This window comes from Bacillus sp. FJAT-50079 (assembly GCF_018343515.1).
Lineage (GTDB): Bacteria > Bacillota > Bacilli > Bacillales > Bacillaceae_C > Lederbergia.
This window is the reverse complement of sequence record NZ_JAGYPD010000003.1, coordinates 221920-237583: the sequence shown is the minus strand read 5'-3', so window position 1 is coordinate 237583 and position 15664 is coordinate 221920. Positions and strand designations below refer to the sequence as shown.

Sequence of the window (15664 nt, the reverse complement as noted above, 5' to 3'; positions counted from 1 at the left end):
TTATCCCTCCGGATTTTCATTTAAATTCAAATGATCCACAGCAGCCTTTTCAATCATCAATCCTTTTTTATAACGATCGATAAACTTCTCAAAGCCTTTAACATCAAAATCATCAGGATACATTTCTTGTCCATCAACGCCTTCAAAGACCCTTTTGTCTAGAAAATCTTCTAAACTTTCATTTTGATCTTTATTCAACATATAGCCGGCAAGAATCGCCATTCCCCACGCCCCGCCTTCTCCGGCTGTGGACATAACTGAAACCGGAGTATTCATGGCTGCGGCGACAACTTTTTGCCCAACAACAGGTGTTTTAAATAATCCACCGTGAGCCAAAATACGATCGATCTCAATATTTTCTTCCCTCGTTAAAATATCCATACCGATTTTCAAAGCACCAAATGCAGTATATAGATGAGTTCGCATAAAGTTTGCCAAATTGAAACGACTCTCAGGTGAGCGAACGAATAATGGTCGTCCTTCATCTAATCCAGTAATATATTCACCAGATAAATATCCATAACTCAGCAAACCACCACCATCTGGGTCCGCTTCCAAAGATTTATTTAACATCACTTCAAATAATTGATTTGTATTAATCTTTTGCCCCATTGCCTCATAAAATTCACGGAACAATCCCAACCAAGCATTTAGGTCACTTGAACAATTATTCGCGTGAACCATTCCAACTGGACTGCCATTTGGAGTTGTTACTAAATCAATTTCTGGATAAACTTTTGAAAGTTCTTTCTCTAAAACAATCATGGCAAAAACGGAAGTTCCTACGGAGACGTTTCCAGTCCGTTTCCTTACACTGTTAGTAGCAACCATTCCCGTGCCAGCATCGCCTTCTGGCGGACAAATAGGAATGCCCGATTGTAAATTTTTTGATCGGTCTAAAATTTTAGCCCCAATTTCGGTTAATGCACCTGCTTGTTCACCCGATATGCAGACTTTCGGAAGAATATCTTTTAACTTCCAAGAAAAAGCTTTGTCTGCTGTTAAATCATCAAACTGCTTAATCATTGATTCATTGTAATCTTGCTTTGATTCATCGATTGGGAACATGCCTGATGCATCCCCAATACCAATTGCTTTTTTACCAGTCAGTAACCAGTGTATGTACCCACTTAAAGTTGTCATATAATCAATGCGCGGCAAATGCTTTTCTTCATTTAATATCGCTTGATAAAGGTGGGCAATGCTCCATCGCTCAGGAATATTAAATTGAAATTCATTCGTTAATTTCTTTGCTGCAACACCGGTTGTTGAGTTTCGCCATGTCCGAAACGGAACAAGTAGCTCACCAGTGTTGTCAAAAGCCATATACCCGTGCATCATTGCTGAAATACCAATGGAACCAATCGTTCGAATGGTGATTCCATACATCCTCTCGACCTCTTGTTTCAGTTCACTATAAGCCGTTTGTAGTCCAGTGATAATATCTACTAAGTTATACGTCCAAAAACCATTTTCTAAACGATTTTCCCATTCGTAACTTCCAGATGCGATTGTTTCAAAACGATTATTAATTAACACAGCCTTGATTCGTGTCGATCCTAATTCAATCCCAAGCGAAGTTTCGCCGTTGGTAATCGCTTGTTTAATATTTTCATCGTTCATTCCCTAATTACCCACCCTTCCAATAACGATTTTTAATATCTATAATCGAAAGAGCTAACTCCTTTATCGATTATCTACACCTTTAGTATATTTTTGTACGTACAATTTGTCAATGATAAAAAACCTATGCGTATAAAACTTTATAAATCTCTCGATTTCCTCCAATTTAGTAATGCCAAGGTTTACAACAAAAAGGCATTCATTTTTTTGTGAGTTGTTCGTTTATAATGCAAAATCTTTTAATCACCTCTAAATCATGGTAAAATATCACCATATAAACATTATGTGCGTACAACTTATTATTGAACAACGTTGAGAGAAGTGATTTGTATGAAACCAAAATATCAGGTCATCATTGATGATATAAAAAGTAAAATTCTCTCTGGAGAATACAGCATAGGTGAAAAAATCCCTACTGAATACGCCTTACAGAAAATGTATAAATTTAGCCGTCACACAGTTCGAAAGGCTATTTTGGAACTATCAAACGAAGGTTTCCTAAAAAGCGAAAAAGGTTCCGGTACGTATGTCAGTGACCAATATCAATCAAAATCAAGCGGACAATCCACCAATAAGACAATCGGTGTAATCACCACGTATATTTCTGATTATATTTTCCCTTCCATCATTCGAGGAATTGAGGGAAGATTGAATGAGGATAACTTTTCGCTACTATTAGCTAGTACAAATAATGATGTCCAACAAGAAAAAAAGGCACTGGAAATGATGTTGTCATTTGGCGTAGATGGTTTGATTGTAGAACCAACGAAAAGTAATCTATTCAATCCAAATATTGCATACTACCTATCGTTCAAGGAACAGGATGTTCCTTTCATCATGATCAATGCTCATTATGAAGAATTAGATGTTCCTTTCTTTTGCCTCGATGATGTCCAGTCCAGTTATCTTGCAACAAAAGAATTTATATCGAAAGGACATACACAAATTGGACTCATTGCAAAAATGGATGATTTACAAGGTAAGTATCGAATGAAGGGGTATATAAAAGCGCTTGGAGAAGCAAAACTACCATTTCAACCAGAGCATGTGCTTACGTTTGATACAGAGACAAAGCTAGATTTGTACACAAACTTAAAGGGGTTTTTAAAGGAAAATAGGGATACATTGACAGCAATTGTTTGCTATAACGATGAGGTAGGGTTGGAAGTAGCAAATGTTTGCAGCCAACTCAATATTTCTGTTCCAGAGGAATTATCCATTATTGGCCAAGATAACTCTTATATTGTCCAAAATGTTAATCCAAAACTAACGACATTAACACACCCACAAGAACAAATGGGGCGTGACGCTGCGGATTGGATCATTAAAAAATTACAAGGAAAGAAAGATCTTCCAAACGAAACCTATTATCAACCAGTGTTTGTGGAAGGCGAGACGATAAAAACACTTTAATAGGGGCTGTCTAAAAGGTAATACTAATTGGTCTTTTGGTAAACATCGTGCGCTCGATTGCCCCTATTGATGATTTATTGCTGATAAGGGGAATTCGAACGTGTCTCGAATGCCCGTATCGTGGATTTATTGACGAAAAGGGGAATTCGAACGTGTCTCGAATGCCCGTATCGTGGGCTTATTGACGAAAAGGGGAATTCGAACGTGTCTCGAATGCCCGTATCGTGGGCTTATTGACGAAAAGGGGAATTCGAACGTGTCTCGAATGCCCGTATCGTGGGCTTATTGACGAAAAGGGGAATTCGAACGTGTCTCGAATGCCCGTATTGAAGACTTTCTATGGGAGAAGGGCAATCGGATGCAGTTCGGATGCAGTTCGAATGACTAAAATGACGTAAATAGGCTATTAGGAGGAATTGGATAACTACCTGTGCATAAAAAGGGGCTATTCTTACTTCTAGGACAGCCCCTTCTTTAAAAATCATCTGCAATACTACTTCTTGCTCGTGTGCCGAAGAAATCAGTGAAATTTAACGCCCGCTGGGTAGTCCCAAATAGAAATTCGAGCAATCCTTTTGTGGAGCGCTCGCACCATATCTGTTTATTAATGATTACCTTGAAAAATTTCTTTTAAGTCAACTTGAAAGCCTTTCAAAAACTGCGATGTGACGTTTCCTTCTTCCGTTCTCAGATCGTGTTGTATATACAACTTTTCCTCATTTAAAGAATAGATCGATACCGAACTCAACATTGGATTCACAATCCAATATTCTTGAACACCATAAGCCATATATAGATTTAATTTTGTGATTAAATCATGGGTTTGATTAGATGGGCTTAGGATTTCTACGATGAGTCCGGGAACTCCGATATATTTTGAATCAGTTAACCCGCTTTTATCACATATGATACTCAGGTCGGGAATCACAATTTTTGTCCCATCCATTATTTCACTTTTTAATTCAATATCAACTGGGGCATGGAATACCTCACATTGTTTCCCTTCAAGAAAGGTCCTGAACTTGATATATAGATTTCCCGAAATTCTTTGATGCATAATCGAGAGTGAAGGTGACATATAAACAAATCCATCGATATACTCAAGTAGTTCTTCGCTCTTCTCCCTTATTTCGAAATAATCCTTAACAGAAATACGGTCGCTTCGATAGAGATTCATTTCTTCACTCCTAAGAAATATATATTTCCCTTTATTTTATCATATTAAAAGCCCTTACGAAAAATAAAACAGACACTTTAAAAAATCCTGAATTTTTCAAGACATGGTTAATAAAATACTATCAATTGTGCAATTATACTAGTTAGAAAAAAAATAAAAAAAGAGCCACTTGACGAATCAAGTGCTCAATATATGCTCCAAAAATCCATAAAATGACACCATACTTATACCTATTATAAAAATTTTCAAATGAATTTTCCTTTGAAAAATAGAAATTTGTATGGTAGATTATATTACTTATTTTGAAAATGACTTCGATTGACCATAATAAGCATTTGCACCATGCTTTCTATAGTAATGCTTGTCTAATATATATTGTGGAAGTTCATTACTATTAATCATTATATTTTCTGTTGCTTGCGCCATTGAACACACTTCATCAAGAATAAGACTATGTTCGATTGCTTTTGTTACTGATGAACCCCATGTGAATGGGCCATGTCCATTAACTAGTACACCTGGTACAGCCATTGCATCAATTGATCTCTCATTAAATGTTTCAACTATTACCTTACCAGTATTTAATTCATAAGCTTCTTCAACCTCTTTTTGGGTTAATTGCCGAGTATTAGGCACCGTCCCATAAAATGCATCTGCATGGGTAGTTCCATATACAGGTAAATCTCTTCCAGATTGAGCCCAAGAAACAGCATTTGCACTATGTGTATGCACCACAGAAACAATTCCCTTGAAGTTTTTATATAACTCAACATGTGTCGCAAGATCTGAAGATGGTCTTAAGCTATTTTCACCAATAATGTTTCCATCTAAATCAGTGACAACCATATCTTCTTTCTTCATTGTTGAGTAATCTACTCCACTAGGTTTAATGACAATAATTTCATGATCTCTATTAATTTCACTAACATTTCCCCAAGTTAATTTAACTAAACCCCATTTAGGCAATTGAAGATTGGCCTTAAATACACGCTCTTTCATTTCATCAATGATTTGTTCTTTTAGGCTCATAACCTGCCTCCTCTAGTATTGGGTATAAATATTCTTGTGCACTCTGAATAGCTTTCACAGGATCGTCTTCTTTTTCGCTCCACATTTCTATTAAAAATGTTCCATTATAGTTTAATCGTTTGAGTGTTTTGAGAGTTCCTAAAAAGTCTACATCTCCTTCTCCCCAAGGCACATCTTTGAATTTCCCCGGAAAATTATCAGATACTTTTATCGTATCCTTTATATGAACTGCTACAATGTTATCAATACCTAATTCTAGTTCATAACCGACATTGTTTTCTGGCCATGCAGATAAATTACCAATGTCTGGATATACTTGTAACCATGGTGAAGGAATTTGTTTTTTAATTTGCTTAAATTTAGTAATCGAATTAATAAAAGGATCATCCATGATTTCAATCGATAACATGACTTGCTTTTCACTAGCGATTGTAACCGCTTCTCGTAAGTTTTCAATAAAATACTCGCGACTCAAATCTGTCTTATCTTCATAATATACATCGTAACCCGCCAATTGAATGTTCCGGACCCCTAAATCAACAGCTAAGTTCACACACTTTCTCATCATTTCCATAGCAATTTCCCTTTTTTTCGAATCCTTTGATCCAAAAGGAAATCTTCTATGGCCACTTAAGCAAATAGAAAAAATATATACTCCTGTTTCATCAATAGCGTTTCTTACTTCTTTGATTTGGTCTTTATTCCAATCAAGTCTCGCTAGACGTTCATCAGATTCATCAATTGACATTTCTACAAATTGAAATCCAAGATCTTTGGCAAATTGTAGTCTTTGCTTCCAATCAATATCTTTCGGAAGAGCCTTTTCGTAAATCCCCATTACCGTCACATTTGACACCTCTATTTCACAAAATTATTTTGGTTCCAGTCGCCTCTACCAAATATTATTTAAGCTACTAATAATTTTGCTATATTTAGCATATTTTTCATCATACTTATTGGATTCTTTACTATTGGGATAAAAAACCTTTTTAATTTTCGTCATACTAGCTGCCGCTTCAGAAAAAGAATCAAAATAGTTAAGACCAACTGATAATGCTATTGCCCCACCTAAAGCACCTAATTCTTTGGATTCCACAATTTCAATAGGATATTTTAAAACATCTGCTAATATTTGTACCCATATATCGGAATTCACTATGCCGCCTGCTAAGCGAATCCCTTTTGTCGGTGTTCTTTTTTGTTCTAATAACTTTTCCAAATGATATCTATGGGAAAATGCAACACCTTCATAAACTGCTCTAACCATTTGGGTGAAATTTAATGTACTATCTAATCCAATAAAACATCCTTTAGCATCAGGATGATCATTACTTCCATATAAAAACGGCAAAAATATTGTATTTGTTGTTTCAGAATCCGTATCCTTCAAGTTCTTAGCAATTAATTGATAAATTTCACTACGAGAGATTGGCATCTTTGTAAATTCTTTATTTACAAAACAATCAATTATAATATCTAAATTCCCCGCTGATGTAGGACTCGAGCTTTCAATTAAATAATAATTATTATCTACAAAAATAGAATTTAATATATTATTATTACTTTCAACAGGTTCTACTGCAAGATACTCGTTAATACTCCATGTCCCAGCAGTTACACTAATATAATCGGTACTTAATACATTTGTTGATAAGGCACTTGCATCAATATCAAACATACCCCCGATAACAGGAATCCCAACTGGTAGTCCTGTTTCATTAGCTGCTTTTTCTGTGATATGCCCACATATATCGGTTGAATTAACAATTTCCGGCACTTTGCTGTATAACTCAGTAATTTCAAAAAATTTAAAGATCTCTTGGTCATATTCTTTTTTGTTAATATCCATTAGATTATTACTAGATGCATCTGAATAATCTGTATATACTTTATCTGTTAATTTATAACGAACATAATCTTTTGCAGATAATATATGTTCTGTTTTTAAATAATTATCTTTTTCATTTTCCTTTAACCACCGCAGTAAAACTGGTGCTTGTGAACTTAATATTGGTTGCATATTTATTTCATTTGTTTTCTGTTTTAAATGCATTACTAAGGAACTTGCCCTATTATCTGTGGATAATATTCCGTTTCTAACGGGATCTCCGTTTTTATCCAGTAAATATAATCCTTTTCCATGTCCCACTGTTGCTACACCGACAATATGCTCCTTTAATACATTAGCCTTCGTTATTAATTCTTTAATGGATAATGCTATATTATCCCAAATCACGTTCATATCTACTTCTCTAAAATCAAATTCATTTTCAATTCTCGGAGTTGAAAATGATACTTTTTCAATTTGATTTCCCGCAAGATCAATTAAAACCGTCTTAATATTAGTTCCACCATTATCAATTACTATAAATAACTCTTGCATACTATCACCCCACTATTACACTAAACTTTTATCCGCAACTTCCGGCAATGTACTTCCCACTATTTAATTATAGCTAATAGATAATTTTACTTACCTATTAGCTATAAATACTTCTATTATTCAGAATAAAATTTATTGTTCAACTGAAGGGACATTTGGACAATTTGGACCAAAATGTTTTAATATAACTAAAGGTTCTACTTTACTATTATTTGTAATAGTTACTCCTTCTGTTGCTGCCTTTTCAGATACGTAAAATTCATCGGAACTCTGTTGTCCAAAACGAAGCAACGTTGGTGATTCAGCATCATAAACACCAAACTTACCGTGTCCTTGTATAATAATGCATCCATAAGCTGCGTTGTCTTTAATAGTAATTGATTCACTAGGATTAACAGTCAATTCTTTAGCAGCAAAGAAGTCATTGCCATACGTAATCCATTTTTGGCAATATTTACTGTTATCTACCTCTATAATCGGTTTTCTAAAGTAGCGTTTTTTATAGTGTGGGTCTACGTTCTTTTCCCAGTCTAATAAATTTAGAACTGCATCAACATTTCCCTGTTCTTCAGGAGGCAACTCTTCGTCTAACATTTCAGGTGGATATACTTCTCCTGAGACAATATTTTCAAAAACAGAGTTTACATCTGAGTTCCACTGTGGTTCATAAGTCAATACTGATGCAGGTGCATGTATTACTCCTTCGGGAGTATACCATCCTGTACCAAGCTCCACTCGATATGCGCGAGATAGCTCAGTAATCCTTGTATCATCATCTTTAAAATTCGACAATCTTTGTTTTATTTCATTTAGATCAACATCTGGATCAAATCCAAAATAGGTATAATTTGCTTCACCTGTATGATTATTCATTTGCTTTGGAAAATAATATGCCTCAGGTTTACCTAATTTACCTACTTTCGCAGCATCCTTAAAAGATAAATGCAAATGGTGGAACAGCGGGTTCATATTATCGAAGAATTTCGAATACATTGGCCATCCATTATATTTATCCATCAATTCCTTACCGACTATATCCTCTCCAAGAACTTCGATTGCTTCTTTTAAAGAAAATTTATCATCAGTAGAATAATCAACGCTTACATAACTTAGTCCTTCATCAGCTTTGGCATCTTCACCATTTTGTGCAGCGATTGTGGAAGAAAGCCAACGTTCAGTAATTGAACCGCGTTTCATACCATATGCAAAGTAATCATCCGGATGTAACTTCAATCTACGTCCAGCTTTACCGAATCTCCTCGGAACAAATGAAGGGAGTAATCTGAAAATGCCCTCGCCTTTTTCAAAAACTTCTTTAATAGTTGCTTCATCATGTATTACATTTTTTACTACTAAATTATCATTCTTGGATGCTTCTTCTAATTGTTGAGTTAAAGCATTTTGTGCTTCAATAAATAGTTTTTTCATTCCATACGCTCCCTTATACTTTGAGAAAATCAGCAAACTCCTTTTTGGATGATGATATTAGCATATCTCCTAGTATCAGTAGTTTGAACAACACAATATGCTGTTTTTGCCGCTTCATAAAAATCAAGTCGCTCTTCAAAATAGAATTCAGTAAATGATTCTTCTGTATCATTTTCTTTAATAATTGATCGGTAGTTCTCCCACACTTCTGGAACCGGCTCAGATTCACGGTTTTTCATTAAGATTACGGGGTAATCTATGAAATTATCTAATGGGAAAAATTCCAAGATCGCTTCTAATAACTCATCTGTCTTAACACCGCAAACTTCAATGTATCTTTTTGAATTTGACTGAGCGGGAAAGTTTGCATCGGAAATTACCAGTCTATCTGAATGTCCCATTTCCATCATATATTTCATCAAATCTGGAGGAATGATATTAGAAATCTTCTTTAACATTGTTATCGCCTCGAATTGTATTCTTATTGATTTTCAAGTGCTTTGATATCCAATAGGGTTACATCAATTGGAACTTCACTTTCATATTCTTCGCCATTAATCATTTTTAAAGCATTTTCAACAGCTAATTCGCCCATTTTTACTGTTTGTTGTTCCACAGTAAATAACATTGTACCTTTCTTAACTGAGTTAATTGCGTCTTCCCCTGCATCGAAACCTGTTACGATGATATCTTCACCAGGCTTTTTATTTGATGAAATGATCGCTTCAATCGCACCTAGTGCCATTTCATCATTAGCAGCAACAATAGCTTTAATATTTGGGTTTGCTTGAAGAATATTCTCTGTTACTGTCATACCTTCAGCTCTATCATAGTTAGCTGTTTGTGATGCTACAATATTTACATTGCCCTTTAATGAATTTAAAAATCCTTGATGTCTATCAATAGCGCTTGATGCTCCGGGAACACCTTCTAATATAGCGATATCAGTTCCTTCTTCAAGTATCGTTAAAAGTTCCTCGCCAACCGCTTCTCCTGCTTTTACATTATCTGTTCCAATATACGTATCAACTGTTGCACCCTCAACAGTTCTATCCACCGCAATTACCTTAATACCTTTATCAATAGCACTTTGAATTGCAGGGCCAACTGCTGCTGAATCTTCTGGATTTACGATTAAAACATCAACACCTGAAGTAATTAAGTCTTCAATATCCGTACTTTGTTTAGCTGTATCGTTTCCTGCATCAACAATTTTTAATTCAATTCCTAATTCCTTAGCTTTTGCTTTTGCTCCGTCAGCCATTGATACAAAGAATGGATTATTTAATGTAGAAATTGAAAATCCAATTTTTCCTGTTGTCTTACTATCTCCACCTGAAGATTCATTTTTGTTTCCTTCAGATCCAGTAGAACACCCAACTAATACTGATGCGATTAATGAAATTACAAATAATAATTTAAATAATTTTTTCATAATTTTTCTCTCCCTTATTTAGATGCTTTTCTGTCAGATAATACTGCTACTAAAATTACAATACCTTTCACCACATCTTGGAAATACGATGAGATACCTAATATATTCATACCATTACTTAACACTGCTATTATTAATACACCTAACAGTGTCCCTGTAATTGTTCCTCTTCCTCCTTCCATACTAGTACCACCAATAGCCACGGCAGCAATAGCATCTAATTCATATCCAATCCCTAATGTCGGTTGTGCCGAATTTAACCTTGAAACTAAAATCAAAGCAGCTAATGCTGACATAACACCTGAAACCGCATAAACAAAGATTTTTACTTTGACAGTATTTATACCCGATAATCGAGCAGTCTTTTCATTTGAACCAACAGCATAGATTCTTCTTCCCATAACGGTCTTATTTAGCAAAATATAAAATATTACAAAAGCAATAAACAAAATAATAACTGGAACTGGAATACCTAGAATACTGCCTCTACCGATGAATTCTAATACACCAGACATAGCGTACTCATCACTTGTAATATTAGATATTGGTCTTCCTTCGGTATAAATTAAGGTGATTCCACGATAAACAGTTAGCGTTACTAAAGTTGCAATGAACGGCTGCAATTTTGCCTTACCTACTAAAAAGCCTGAGACTAACCCTAATACTAATCCAAAAATTAAAGCTATAACTATAGCAATTGGAATAGGAACATGTAGATTAACTACCATGCCAGCAAATAATGCTCCACTAAGTGCTAATGTCGATCCCACTGATAGATCAATTCCAGCTGTTAAAATTACTAAAGTCATACCAAAGGCTATTAACCCATTAACTGACGCTTGTCGCAATAAAGTCCACATATTATCTGTAGTAAAGAATTGTGAACTTGCAGTAGATAAAAATACAATTAAAACTATAAACGCTATTACTACACCATATTTTTGCAGATTACTTGATGTCTTTTTTATCATTTCCATAAATATCACCGCCTGTTGCTAATGTCATTATATTCTCCTGAGTAGCGTCTTCTTTATCCAATATTCCTTGTAATTTACCTTCGTGCATTACCGCAATTCTATCACTCATCCCGATTACTTCTGGTAAATCTGATGAAACAATAATAATTGCGATACCTTTTTTAGAAAGATCATTAATGATATTATAGATTTCCTTTTTAGCTCCGACATCCACTCCTCGTGTTGGTTCATCTAAAATTAATACTTTAGGATCGGTTAAGACCCATTTTGCAATAACAACTTTTTGCTGATTCCCACCACTTAAATTTCCAGTTTCAGTATTAATACTCTGAGTTTTAACATTAAACATTTTATTAGAGTTTTCGGCTGCCTGTTTTTCCATTTCAGATTTTATAAATCCATTACTAGATAAGCTATTAAAGTTGGACAAAGTAATATTCTCTTTTATACTTTTATTTAACAGTAAGCCTTCGTTTTTTCTATCTTCTGTGATAAAGCCTATACCATGATCCATTGCATCTTTAGGTGATTTAATATTTACTTCTTTACCATTAATTTTTATAACTCCACTCGACTTCGCTACATCACCAAATAAAGCGTACATTATTTCTGATCTTCCAGATCCCATCAGGCCACTAAACCCTAAAATCTCTCCTGCTCGAACTGTAAAGGAAATATTATTAATAACATTTTCAACTGATAGATTACTAACTTCAAATAATACTTCACCAATTTCATTGTTTCTTAAAGGGTATCTTTCTTTCAACTCTCGTCCAATCATCATCTTAACTAATTCATCTTCAGTAGTATCTGTCGTGTTTTTTGTTCCAATATATTGACCATCTCTCTGAACAGTAATTCTATTTGAAATCTCAAAGATTTCTTCCATTCTATGAGAAATATATATAATCGAAACTTTGTTAGCACGAAGATTACTTATAACTTCAAACAAACGTCTTGTCTCTGCATCAGTTAGTGCTGATGTAGGCTCATCCATAATAATCACTTTTGCGTTAGTCATGAGCGCTTTACATATCTCAACCATCTGCTGTTCTCCAACTGATAAATTCGACATTACCGTGTTTGGATCAATATTAACACCTAGAGATTTTAAAACTTCTTTTGACTTTTCTCGCATTGCTTTCTTATCAACAAAGCCGAATTTCTTTGTAATTTCTTTATTCAAAAATAAATTTTCTTCGATCGTCATATCTGGCAAAACATTAAGTTCTTGATATATGAAAGATATCCCGTTTTTTTCTGCTTCCTTCGGATTGCTGAATTCGGTTTCAACATCGTTGATAAGAATTTTACCAGCATCTTTTTTATGAACACCCGTTAAAATATTCATCAATGTAGACTTTCCAGCGCCATTTTCTCCCATAAATGCATGGACTTCACCAGGAACAATATCTATCCTAGCTTTATCTAATACTTTATTGTTCCCAAATGATTTTTCGATATCAAGCATCGATATTCTCACGTGCGTACTCCTTTCATATTCAATATTTTCCACAACTACTTTTAAAAAATCACACCAGCTTGTAAGATGATATTAGAAAACGGTGTTGCTTCACCGGTTCTAATAATCGTTTTAGCAAATCTAGTTTTAATTTTAAATTCTGCATGAGAAACAAAATGAATAGGTTTATTTCCAATAATTTTTTCTATGTTTTTTAGTTGTTCAGTATTTTCCTTTTTTATTTCTTCGGCAACAATTACTGATTCTACTTCCATGTCCAATACTATTTCTTGCAAAACCTCTACAAAAGAAGGGATACCTATTTTTAATGATAAATCAATTTTTTTAACATCTTCTGGCACAGGTAAGCCTGCATCCCCTATAACAATCCAATCCGTATGACCCAAATCTGATAATACTTTGGATATATCACTATTCAATATTCCATTTAACTTCATAATTATGATTTCCCTTCATCTCTTCCAATGTTGGCATACCACCTTGCGCACCAAATTTTTGTATAGAAAGAGCAGCTGCTAGATTACTAAATTTCAAACTGTCCTCTAGAGACATTTTATTTGCTAAAGCGTAAGCAAGTGCACCATTAAACGTATCTCCCGCACCTGTTGTATCAATTGGTTTAACCTGACAAGCAGGTACGTGAACGGTTTCATTGGAATTATTAAATACTACTCCTCTTGAACCAAGAGTAATAATTAATTTATTTGAATATTTTTTGACCCCTTCTTCTAAAGTCAAACCAGGAAATAACATCTTAAATTCACTTTCATTAGGTGTAATATAAGTTACTTTTTCAAGCATCTCCTGATCCACAGCCCTTGCAGGTGCTGGGTTATAAATGAGTGGTATTTTCAATTCATAAGCTATATTAATAACTTTTTCCACAATTTCTTTAGAAGTTTCATTCTGTACGAGAATAATATCCGAGTTTCTAATCACATCCATTGCCTTTTCTATTGCATCACTACTTAGCTCATCATTGGCACCTGCAATATATACAATGGAATTATCATTGTTGCTTATTGTTATATGTGCAGAGCCAGATTCAATACCTGTAACCCGTTCCACATTGCCAACATTAATATTATTTTTTATTAAGTTCTCTATTAATTTATCACCAAAAACATCGGTACCTACTGCTCCAATCATGTTAACTTGTGCACCTAATCGTGCAGCAGCTACCGCCTGATTTGCACCTTTTCCTCCAAAACTTGTATTAAACTGTTCTCCAGCAACAGTTTCACCAACTTTTGGTCTAAAAAGAGTAGTTACAACAAAATCAGTTGAAATACTTCCGACAACTGTAACTTTATTCATTTCCCCCCTCCTTTCTTAGCGTGTCTCTTTCAATAAACTTAACTGGTAATTTAATTTTCTTTTTTTCTATTCTTTTATTATTAACTAACTTTAATAACAAATCGGCTCCTACCTTACCCATTTCATATATTGGTTGTGAGATAGTAGACAAACCAGGGAATGAGAGTTCTGAAAACTCAATATCATCATAACCAATAATTTGAACTTCTTCTGGGATACGTATTCCAGATTCCGCTGCTTTCTTTAATGTAGCTAATGCATGCAAGTCGTTAGAAGCAATGATCGAATCAATATTTGGATATTCAATAAAAATACTATTTAAAAAAGAATCGACATCCTTTAAACGATAAGATGGCACTTCGTAAAGGTGATACTTGACATTGCATTCATTTAAAACGCTTAACATTCCTTGAAGGCGCTCTTTGGATTTAATTAAATGACTCGGTCCAGATAAAATTAATATTTCTTTAGCATTTCTTTTAGTAATTGCTTCAGCTGCTAAAACTCCACCTTGATAATCATCAGAATAAACAACATATTCCTCTTTCCCTGTTATTCTATCTATTGCAACAAAAGGGATATTTATAATTAATTCATCGTGAAACTCAATAGCAGAAATAATACCAGCTACATTATTTCTCTGGAATATATTTGTGTACTCCTTAGCTTTTTGAAAATCATCTTGAACATTACATAATATTAACGCATAATCCGATTCATTTAATCTATCTTCGGCTCCTTTAGCCAATAAGGTGAAAAAGGGATTCGTAATATCAGGTAGAAGTAACCCAATAAATTTGGATTGCTTCTGATATAATGAACGAGCAACCTCATTTGGTGAATATTTCAATTTCTCAATTGCTTTTTGAACTTTTATTCGAGCATCCTCACTAACATATCCGCTATTATTAATATATCTTGAAACAGTTGCAACAGATACATTAGCCATGTTTGCCACATCTTTCATTGTAACCATAGACAGACCTCTTTTGACACTTTTTATGTAACCGATTCCACATTGTTGATATAAATTGAAACATTTATTACTGACACTTTACCCAAGTTTGCTGCATCTCTCATGGTAACCATTAGACATACCTTCTTTTGGTGTTTTTGTGTAACCGATTCCACATTATGGATTCTATGTGTAACCGATTCCATGTTTTTAATATAACATAACATTTTTATAATTACAAGAATAAATTTATCCTTGAATAATAATTATTTGTTTGCCATTTCCGGATTGGAGTAAAACAGTAGATTGGGACAGTTGTTATCCAATAGAAAAAAAGAAGTAACTGCTATTAAAATAGCGATTCCTTATGGAATTTTTTTACTTTCAAATACACGATATTACAAAATTACCATTCTAAATTCCGTCTGTGCTAGTACTAGAATT

General features: G+C 34.3%; 14 protein-coding genes. 1 reads left to right on the top strand and 13 read right to left on the bottom strand.

Going from position 1 to position 15664, the window contains the following annotated elements; genetic code table 11:
* Complete coding sequence (locus KHA95_RS08830) at positions 1 to 1623, bottom strand: xylulokinase (RefSeq protein WP_213137134.1); 1623 nt, start codon at positions 1621 to 1623, stop codon at positions 1 to 3.
* A gap of 330 nt (positions 1624 to 1953) precedes the next feature.
* Between KHA95_RS08830 and KHA95_RS08825 the strand changes: the two genes are divergently transcribed.
* Positions 1954 to 3036 carry a GntR family transcriptional regulator gene (locus tag KHA95_RS08825; RefSeq protein WP_213137133.1) on the top strand — a complete coding sequence of 361 codons (1083 nt, stop codon included), beginning with the start codon at positions 1954 to 1956 and terminating at the stop codon, positions 3034 to 3036.
* 604 nt (positions 3037 to 3640) lie between these two features.
* Here KHA95_RS08825 and KHA95_RS08820 read toward each other — a convergent pair.
* The 12 genes from KHA95_RS08820 to KHA95_RS08765 form a co-directional block, all read right to left on the bottom strand.
* Positions 3641 to 4213, bottom strand: coding sequence for a Uma2 family endonuclease (locus tag KHA95_RS08820; protein WP_213137132.1), 573 nt, complete (start codon positions 4211 to 4213; stop codon positions 3641 to 3643).
* Between the two features lie 297 nt (positions 4214 to 4510).
* A complete protein-coding gene (gene araD / locus KHA95_RS08815) occupies positions 4511 to 5224 on the bottom strand; it encodes an L-ribulose-5-phosphate 4-epimerase AraD (RefSeq protein WP_213137520.1) in 714 nt (237 codons plus the stop codon).
* Positions 5217 to 6080 (bottom strand): L-ribulose-5-phosphate 3-epimerase, encoded by an 864-nt coding sequence (locus KHA95_RS08810; RefSeq protein ID WP_213137519.1) that lies wholly within the window; start codon positions 6078 to 6080, stop codon positions 5217 to 5219. The genes araD and KHA95_RS08810 overlap by 8 nt, the downstream gene beginning before the upstream one ends.
* A 54-nt stretch (positions 6081 to 6134) precedes the next feature.
* On the bottom strand, positions 6135 to 7625 hold the full coding sequence (locus tag KHA95_RS08805; protein ID WP_213137131.1) for an FGGY-family carbohydrate kinase: 1491 nt from the start codon (positions 7623 to 7625) through the stop codon (positions 6135 to 6137).
* 132 nt (positions 7626 to 7757) lie between these two features.
* The gene (locus KHA95_RS08800) at positions 7758 to 9053 is read right to left on the bottom strand and encodes a cupin domain-containing protein (RefSeq protein WP_213137130.1); all 1296 of its coding nucleotides are present in this window, start codon (positions 9051 to 9053) and stop codon (positions 7758 to 7760) included.
* A 29-nt stretch (positions 9054 to 9082) separates the two neighbouring features.
* Entirely contained in the window at positions 9083 to 9511 is a 429-nt protein-coding gene (locus tag KHA95_RS08795) for an RbsD/FucU family protein (RefSeq protein WP_213137129.1), read from the bottom strand.
* Positions 9512 to 9534: 23 nt separating this feature from the next.
* On the bottom strand, positions 9535 to 10488 hold the full coding sequence (locus tag KHA95_RS08790) for a substrate-binding domain-containing protein (RefSeq protein WP_213137128.1): 954 nt from the start codon (positions 10486 to 10488) through the stop codon (positions 9535 to 9537).
* A 14-nt stretch (positions 10489 to 10502) separates the two neighbouring features.
* The gene (locus KHA95_RS08785) at positions 10503 to 11465 is read right to left on the bottom strand and encodes an ABC transporter permease (RefSeq protein ID WP_481748423.1); all 963 of its coding nucleotides are present in this window, start codon (positions 11463 to 11465) and stop codon (positions 10503 to 10505) included.
* Entirely contained in the window at positions 11437 to 12948 is a 1512-nt protein-coding gene (locus tag KHA95_RS08780; RefSeq protein WP_213137127.1) for a sugar ABC transporter ATP-binding protein, read from the bottom strand. The genes KHA95_RS08785 and KHA95_RS08780 overlap by 29 nt, the downstream gene beginning before the upstream one ends.
* A gap of 41 nt (positions 12949 to 12989) precedes the next feature.
* Entirely contained in the window at positions 12990 to 13385 is a 396-nt protein-coding gene (gene rbsD, locus KHA95_RS08775; protein ID WP_213137126.1) for a D-ribose pyranase, read from the bottom strand.
* A complete protein-coding gene (gene rbsK / locus KHA95_RS08770; RefSeq protein ID WP_213137125.1) occupies positions 13360 to 14265 on the bottom strand; it encodes a ribokinase in 906 nt (301 codons plus the stop codon). The genes rbsD and rbsK overlap by 26 nt, the downstream gene beginning before the upstream one ends.
* Entirely contained in the window at positions 14258 to 15241 is a 984-nt protein-coding gene (locus tag KHA95_RS08765) for a LacI family DNA-binding transcriptional regulator (RefSeq protein ID WP_213137124.1), read from the bottom strand. The genes rbsK and KHA95_RS08765 overlap by 8 nt, the downstream gene beginning before the upstream one ends.
* Positions 15242 to 15664 lie beyond the last annotated feature (423 nt).